This window comes from Myroides albus, from assembly GCF_009711045.1.
GTDB lineage: Bacteria > Bacteroidota > Bacteroidia > Flavobacteriales > Flavobacteriaceae > Flavobacterium > Flavobacterium album_A.
Genome location: NZ_WMJX01000067.1, coordinates 1 through 8,411, shown reverse-complemented (window position 1 = coordinate 8,411; position 8,411 = coordinate 1). Strand labels below are relative to the sequence as shown.

General features: G+C 32.2%; 7 protein-coding genes. 6 read left to right on the top strand and 1 reads right to left on the bottom strand.

The features are described from left to right. Positions 1 to 36: 36 nt before the first annotated feature. Complete coding sequence (locus GJV76_RS14715) at positions 37 to 906, bottom strand: helix-turn-helix transcriptional regulator (protein ID WP_155093350.1); 870 nt, start codon at positions 904 to 906, stop codon at positions 37 to 39. 131 nt (positions 907 to 1,037) lie between these two features. Here GJV76_RS14715 and GJV76_RS14710 point away from each other — a divergent pair, with 131 nt between their 5' ends. The 6 genes from GJV76_RS14710 (at position 1,038) to GJV76_RS14685 (ending at position 7,851) form a co-directional block, all read left to right on the top strand. Beyond that, on the top strand, positions 1,038 to 1,697 hold the full coding sequence (locus GJV76_RS14710) for a class I SAM-dependent methyltransferase (RefSeq protein WP_155093349.1): 660 nt from the start codon (positions 1,038 to 1,040) through the stop codon (positions 1,695 to 1,697). An 80-nt stretch (positions 1,698 to 1,777) separates the two neighbouring features. Further along, a complete protein-coding gene (locus GJV76_RS14705; RefSeq protein WP_155093348.1) occupies positions 1,778 to 3,145 on the top strand; it encodes an MATE family efflux transporter in 1,368 nt (455 codons plus the stop codon). A gap of 118 nt (positions 3,146 to 3,263) precedes the next feature. After that, a complete protein-coding gene (xpt, locus tag GJV76_RS14700) occupies positions 3,264 to 3,833 on the top strand; it encodes a xanthine phosphoribosyltransferase (protein ID WP_155093347.1) in 570 nt (189 codons plus the stop codon). Positions 3,834 to 3,929: 96 nt separating this feature from the next. Next, complete coding sequence (locus GJV76_RS14695) at positions 3,930 to 4,922, top strand: LLM class flavin-dependent oxidoreductase (RefSeq protein ID WP_155093346.1); 993 nt, start codon at positions 3,930 to 3,932, stop codon at positions 4,920 to 4,922. Positions 4,923 to 4,965: 43 nt separating this feature from the next. Next, positions 4,966 to 5,508 carry a hypothetical protein gene (locus GJV76_RS14690; protein WP_155093345.1) on the top strand — a complete coding sequence of 181 codons (543 nt, stop codon included), beginning with the start codon at positions 4,966 to 4,968 and terminating at the stop codon, positions 5,506 to 5,508. A 264-nt stretch (positions 5,509 to 5,772) separates the two neighbouring features. Continuing rightward, positions 5,773 to 7,851 carry a S8 family serine peptidase gene (locus tag GJV76_RS14685; RefSeq protein WP_155093344.1) on the top strand — a complete coding sequence of 693 codons (2,079 nt, stop codon included), beginning with the start codon at positions 5,773 to 5,775 and terminating at the stop codon, positions 7,849 to 7,851. Positions 7,852 to 8,411 lie beyond the last annotated feature (560 nt).

The window sequence follows — 8,411 nt, the reverse complement described above, 5'->3', positions numbered from 1 at the left end:
CACACCGGAATAGGCTGTTCACTTTCAGTGGAATATTCATAATGCTTTGGCTCTTGCCATTCTTAGTTTGTATAGGTATCCAAAGACAGTCAAATTAAATTCTTCTTTAAATTCTTTTTTTAACTTGAAATCATTCATACCGACTTGACTCGATAGTTCAGAGAGCGTTAGAGGTGATTGAAGGTTTTGTTCTATTAAGTATTTTGCAAATTGTAAACTCTCTTTTTCTTTTTTATTGCTAATGTAGTTTTTTGTGTTTAGCGTATTGTACTGTTCAAGTTGAAGGAGAATTAGTTCATAAGCTTTTATTTCTAAAAAAGATCTTTTTAGTTCTCCAAATTTGTTACAATTACACATTTGAAATATTGTATTGTACATTTCGGATGTGATAGGCATATTATCGTTGAATAACTTAGTAGTAAAATCTTGATTTTCTGATTTAAAAAGTAATCCTATTTCTCTATAGTTGATTATTATACGATCTACAAATTCTTTACTGACAATAATTTCTAAATACTGATTATTAATGTTTCGATCATTAGTACTATATATACCATACAAGTTTTTATGACAATAAATATTATGTTCTCCTTTGTTAAATGTAAATTTTGGCGCTTTATTGGCTTTTGTTGAATAGAATTGTGAATAACCATCTAGGCAAAAATGCATTTCATAGTATGGTTTTGAAGTAATGAGTTCAACCGTTATTTCTTTTTTAGAATGTAGTTTTCCTATAGATATAACCATATCGTTATAATAATATTCTTGAATTTGATTTGTAAGTATGGATGAGACACTGACGGAGATATTGTTCTCGTACTTCATGTGATAAGGTTTTAAAAGCGTGATATAATCTCTGTCTACAAGAATTTCGTTTGTTATTGTGTTTCGAAGAGTCATTTTCATAAATAATCCGTTTGACGTAATTTTTTTATTTTTTGCGTAATAGCATTTTGTGAAAAATCAGTGAATTTTGTGCAAAGATAAATATTTAGATTAATTCTAAATAACTATCTTTGGTTAATAAATTTAAAGGTATGGAGCAAAAGGATTATAGTGAATTAGCGAATCAACTAAGTTGTCCACATGGAGAAGATGGAGTGATGATTGGTAATCGCATGTTTGTTTCTAATAGTAACATGATTTTTAAAACTATTGACCGTCTAAACATTAAAACAAATGATAGTGTATTAGAGTTAGGTTTTGGTAGTGGAAGACATTTACCATATATGTTTGAACAAGGTGCTAACATTCGGTATGTTGGTATTGAAGTATCTAAAGTCATGATTGATTTAGCTACTGATCTGAATTTAAAACTCATTAAAGAACAGAAAATAGAGTTTTTATTGGGTGATGGTAGTGCTAACTTTAAAGTAGAGGATGATAGTTTTACTCATTGTCTTGTTGTTAATACAATTTATTTTTGGGAAGATCCAGTGAAGTATTTGCAAGAGATATTTCGAATTTTGAAAACAAATGGTACTGTTGCTTTTACTTATATAAGAGAGGACTTTGCTCATACTCTTCCTTTTGTCATTGATTCTATTTTTCATTTGCACCGCACAGAAAGGCTTATGAGATTAATGACTAATATAGGATATAGGGATGTTGAACAAATTCAATATTTGGAGAATACCATTGATAAGATTGGAAATAAAGTAACTAGACCATTCGTAATCCTAAAGGGCATTAAGTAAACGTATAGTTAAGTTATAGCAAATTGACTGTCATTGTTTTATTGTTTATCTAAAAGTTGAAAGTTTAACAAATAAGTATTATGGATAAACAAAAGCAAACTATTTTAAATGAGAGATTACCGAAAGTTATGTGGCAAATGTCTTGGCCTGCTATTGCAGCAATGGTATTATTTGGCTTAAATAACTTTTTAGATGGCGTTTTTGTCGGCCATTTAATCAATAATGATGCACTTGCAGCTGTTGGTATCGCATTTCCTTTAGCTCAGATTACTCAAGCTATTGGAAGTTTAATTGGAACAGGTGCTGGTGCGGCAATTAGTATCTGGATTGGTTCAGGTAATGACAGTAAGCTGAGGAATTGTCTAGGAACAGTGAATTTTCTGAGTGTTATACTTTCTATTTTGTTTTTACTACCAGCCTTTATATTTGCTGAAGAATTGATTGCTCTAATGGGCGGACGCGGGCAGATTGCTTTATTAGCAATTGAGTATTTTAAAGTTACTCTTTTAGGTACTTTTTTATGGGTACATGGGCTAGCATTGAATATGATGATTCGAGCTGAAGGTAAAATGAAGACTGCTGCAGTGATGATTGCAATCGGTTTAGTAATCGATGTGCTAGTGAAACCTTTATTTATTTCTATATTTGATTGGGGAATAGCTGGTGCTGCTTGGGCTACCAATCTTTCAATGCTTGTTTATACACTTTTAGGAATAGGTTACTATCAATTAAATAAGTCTTCTTTTCAAACCGTTGTTTGGTCTTTTAAAGTGGATTATGCTATTTTTAAAGAAATAATCTCTTTAGGATTGCCTGCTTTGATAATGATGGTAATGGTTGTTGTTCAAAATATTGTAGTTTTTAACTCCTTAGGTAGATATGGTAATGCTTCTGATATTACTTTTTTTACAGCAGTAAATAGATTTTACTTATTATTGAATACTCCAATGTTTGGTCTAATGCGTGCTTTGCAGCCTGTTGCAGGAATGAACTACGGTGTTGGCAATATTCTTAGAACTACCAAATCGTATACTTTATTTACTTGGGCAGGATTGTTTGTATTATTGCCTTTTTGGATTATCGTTATGTGCTTTCCACAATTAGTTTTATCTCTTATGATACCTAATTATCTTTTTTCGAGTCAACAGTTGGTTGATTTCCGTATTTATATGAGTGTTTTGCTTGGGTTACCTGCTATTTTTATGGCTATGGTTTGGTTTCCTTCAGTAGAGAATGGAAAAACCGCAAGTATTATTGCTATTTTAAGACAACTCATCTTATATGTTCCTGTCATTCTTATTTTGCCTTCTTTGTTCGGCATTCGTAGTATTTATTGGGCAAGTGCCTTTGTTGATTGGATGATTTTTGCAGTGGTTATTGTTGTAGTTCGAAAGAGTTTTGTAAAACTTATATACAGAACAAGGCTTAGTAAAGAGAGTAGGACGTAATATTTCTAATTAATTAATTTTTGCTGTGTGATATTAGCTATATTGCTTAAATTTGCTTGCAATTCAAATAGGGAGGACATACCTCCCTATTTTATTTTCATTATATAACACAACGATTATGGAATTATTGCACAAACGTATACTTCAAGATGGAAAATGTTTTGAAGGAGGAATTCTTAAAGTAGATAGTTTTATTAACCATCAAATGGATCCAACTCTGATGAAATCTATTGCTGTCGAATTTGTCAGGAGATTTGCTGGAACGAATGTTAATAAGATAATGACTATAGAAGCAAGTGGTATTGCACCAGCAATTATGACAGGATATTTACTGAATCTTCCTGTTGTTTTTGCAAAGAAAAAGAAACCTTCAACAATGGATAATATGCTTCATACTCAGATTCACTCTTTTACAAAAGATAGAACATATGATGTTGTGATAAGTAATGATTTTCTTCTGCCTACCGATAATGTATTGTTCGTAGATGATTTCTTAGCTTATGGAAATGCAGCTTTAGGTGTGATTGACTTAATTAAACAGTCTGGCGCTAATTTAGTAGGTATGGGATTTATTATCGAAAAAGCATTTCAAGAAGGCCGAAAAATGATAGAGGAACATGGGGTAAGAGTCGAGTCGCTGGCTATTATTGAAGATCTCTCTAATTGTACGATAAGTATTCAAAAGTAAATATTTCATTGGTTCACTCAAATTTGAGTGAACCTTTTTTATTGAATTGTTGGTTAGATTGTTTAGATTAGAGGTAATTATGTTGATTTTATACTTATGAAAAATATACCTTATTCATTTCTCGATCTTGCTATTCTAGGAAAGAATAGAACTATGACTGAAACTTTGCATAGCTTATTAAACACAGCTCAGTATGCAGATGCTCTGAAATACAATAGATTTTGGCTGGCAGAACATCATAATATGCCTCATATAGCAAGTTCGGCAACAAGTGTTCTGATTGGTTATGTTGCAAGTGGTACCCAAAATATTAGAGTGGGTTCAGGTGGAATAATGTTGCCAAATCACCCCCCTTTAGTTATAGCAGAACAGTTTGGAACATTAGAATCTTTATATCCTGGTCGAATTGATTTGGGATTAGGAAGAGCTCCAGGTACAGACCAGTTGACTGCTATGGCTCTTAGACGAAATGATACCTTGTCAGCAAATTTTTTTCCAAAACAAATTGATGAGTTGAGGCAGTTTTTTAGCCTTGATAATTCCAATGCTAAAGTTCGCGCTTTTCCTGGTGAAGGAGCACAAGTACCACTTTGGATTTTAGGTTCAAGTACTGATAGTGCTTATCTTGCTGCAGAACTTGGATTACCTTATGCTTTTGCTTCTCATTTTGCACCAAATCAAATTCAACTTGCCGCTTCTATTTATAGAAAGAACTTTAAAGCTTCTGAATGCCTTGAAGATCCTTATTTTATGCCTTGTGTAAATGCTATCCTCGCTGATTCTTCTGAAAAAGCTGAATATTTAGCTACTTCTTTTTATAGAATGTTTCTTGGTATAATAAGAAATGATCGTGAGCCTATGCAGCCGCCTATTGATACAATGAATGGTTTGTGGTCTGTTCAAGAGGAGGAATATGTCTATAATATGACATCTTGCTCATTTATTGGTAAAAAAGAAGATTTGCGTCCTGAAGTCGAAAGATTTTGTCAAGTTTTAGAAGTTGATGAAATAATGATTACTACACCCATTTACGATTGTAATGATAGATTGCATAGTATGAAGTTGTTTTCTGAATTATTTAACGGTTAATGATTTTTGTTGTTAAATTTGCGAATCATTAAATTATGAAAAAATGAAAAAAATTTATGTATTTATTTTAGCCTTTATAATTGTTTCTTGTAATAATGCTACAACAACAAAGGAGGTATCTTATGAAAATGAGTTTACAGTAACTGTGCCAAGTATGATGCGTGAAGGTATAGATTTAAATGAGGAAGCTGATTTACAATTGAGTAATGGGTTTAATGAACTTTACTTAATAGTTCTTAGTGAAAGTAAACAGGATTTTGATAGTCTTGTTGAGTCTGAATTAAGAGATGAGAATGATACAAGGTCTAATTTTGAATGGTTAGTGGATATTACAAAATCAAGTGTTCTTGATTCATGTGATCTGGTTTATAAAGAGGGAAGTATGAAAGATTCTATTATAAATGGTATTGAAATGAAATATACTTCTATTGAAGCTAAAGTAGTAGGGATTGATATTTTATATCATTATGCATGGTATAATTCTCGAAATAAATATTATCAAATTCTGAGTTGGACATTATTGAGTAAGAAAGATAAATATAATGATGTAGTTAGAGATATGACGCTTTCGTTTAAGGAGAAATAAAAATGTATTAAAAAGGGGATTAATTATTTAATCCCCTTTTTAATACATTTTATTTGTAATTGATTTAAATAAATTTAATAGTTTTGCACCAAATAAGAATATCTTTAAGAAACGTCAATTTAAAAAGTTAACAAAATGTTATTAAAAAGTCATTTAGTTTGTGTCGAAATGAGGTTTGTTTAATATAAATGCTTTTATTTTGTGTGATTAGTGTTGTTTCTTGTTTTTTTATTACTATTTTTATCGCGTTTAATTGTTAATGGTATGAAAAAATATACTCGGTTCATTTTATTATTGCTACCGCTATCTTGTTTTAATCTTAATGCACAAGATTTACAGACAAGAGCAAAAATAACTTCTAATTATACTATTCTTTCAGATAAAGTCTTAAGAGAAACAGAAGTTAAGATTGAGAATAGGCGTTTAAGGTCTATTAAAGAGGCTAAAGTTCAAAATATGCCTGTCTTTGGTTACACAAGGGACGGTAGCTACTATGAGGTGTTTGATATAGACTCTAATGGTATGTTACTTTATAGACGTTTATTAAATGCTGGTTCAAGAGTTACTGCTCGTGTTGATTTAATTAATTCTCCTGAAGGAATTATTCCTTCTTTGAATGGTTTAGATATGATTGCTGGAGTTGTTGATGGTGAATTAGCGCTTGCTAATCATGAAGATTTCGCATCTGAAGAATATGGTGGTAGTCGTATAGTAGAAAGAGAAAATGACTATTCTGGACCTAGGGACAAGCGCTTTGAAGAGAGAAAAATGCATGCAACCCATGTTGCAGGTACCATTGCAGGTGGTGGAAAGCTATCTAATGGTATGTCTGAAGGAATTGCTCCTAAAGCTACAATTTGGTCTTATTCCTGGAATGGAGATCTTATAAAAATGACCAAGATGGCTCAAGAAGGTGTGTTAGTTAGTAATCACTCTTATGGATTGAACTATTTTGATGATAATGGTAATTTGCTTCATTCGTCGTTGGCTAATAAGTTTGGGTCTTATGAGGCAGAGAGTGAGAAGTTTGATTGGGTTACTTATAATTATGATAATTACTTACCTGTTGTAGCTGCTGGAAATGACGGTGATCTAACTTTTGCTGTACATGGCTATAGATCTAAAACGGATAAAGTAAATGTGGATATGTTGACTGGTACTTCGGTTTCTAAAAATGTTGTAGTTGTAGCTGCTGTTCATGATGTTCCTAATTATATAGGAGCACAAGATGTACGATTAACTTACTTTAGTAGTCAAGGCCCTACAAATGATTTCCGTATTAAACCTGATATAGCTGCTAAAGGATATAAGGTTTATTCTCCTATTTATCAGAATCCAACAAAGAGTACTAATGAATTGAAAACTAATTTATATGGTAATTTGAGTGGTACATCTATGGCTGCTCCTGCTGTTTCTGGTGTATTGTTGTTATGGCAACAATGGGCTTTAAAAGTTGGAAAAGATCATTCGCCTATGAAATCAGCAACCGTTAGAGCTTTAATGGCTCATACAGCTGATGAGGCAGGGATTAATCCTGGGCCAGACCACCTTTTTGGTTGGGGACTTATAAATGCCTTAGCAGGGGTTCAAGTTTTAGAAGCTGCTGAATTAAAGAAAGATTACGCGTTTATCTTAGAAGAAAAGTTGATTACAAATCAAGAGTTTAGAAAGACAATAGATGTGAAAGAGCCGCGTAAATTAATTGCAACTCTTGCTTGGACAGATTTACCAGGAAAAGTGTCTTCTGAGAATATGGATGAGGAAAAAATGAAAGTCAAATCCAATTTAGTTAATGATTTGGATATTGTTGTTAAGAAGGACGGGGTGTCATATTTTCCTTGGAAATTGACCAAAGATTGGAAGAATCCTATTGCAATTAAAGGTATTAATGATGTTGATAATATTGAAAAAGTCGAAATCGATATAGCTGAACCAGGAAAGTATGAAATAGTAGTTTCTCATAACAATGAATTGATGACAGGAGCACAGAATTTCTCTCTTGTTGTAACTGTTGGAGAGTTTGACGATTTAGTTGTAGAGGAGCCAATCATTGATCCTGTTGACCCTGTTGATCCATCTAAGGAGTTTAAAGATTTAGAATTTGTGCTCTGGCCAAATCCGGCTACAACATCATTTAATGTTAAAATGGGTGAAGAGTATATTGACGCACCTGTAAGTGTCCGTATTTTTGATTTAAATAGTAGATTAGTAGGTGAGTTTAATTATAATAGTACTGAAGATGGGATAGTTGTTGTTCCTGTCGATAAGCTGAGTAGTTCTATTTATTTTGTAGAAGTTCAAAGTAAAGGGAAGAAAAAGCAAATGCGTATAATCAAACAGTAACGATATCATATCTATATGTAGAAAGAGGCTAACAATTATGTTAGCCTCTTTTTTGTTGTTATCATATGTTATAGTCTTTTGAATGTTTTAAAATTATATATTAATAGGAGTTACTGAATTGGATAAATATCTAATTAATGTGAATTCAATTCAATCCTGAAGCTTATTATTTTCGCATTTCTATTGGTGATCTACCTATTGCTTTCTGCGGATATGGTAAGGCATTGCTTGGGGGTTTCTTGCACCTTTCTTCGACAAAAGTGCTCTCTGGGCAAGAAAACCCCTACAAAAGTGCTACTAATCCCCAAGGAAGTGCAAGCCAACCTCTCTTGCAAGACATCTTATTCTGCTTTTAAAATCTCGTCAATTTTATTATCTATTTCGGTGATTTCGTTTCTATATAGAATAGAACTAATTTTTTAGAGGGGATTTATACTGTTGATTTATTAGCTTAGAAGCTACAATCTTTTTTCTTTTTGTATATAGGACATACTTTAAGTATAAGTAAGGTAGGGAAGGGTTGTGATATCAGAAATACTAAAAAAAGTTTCACTTGTAAC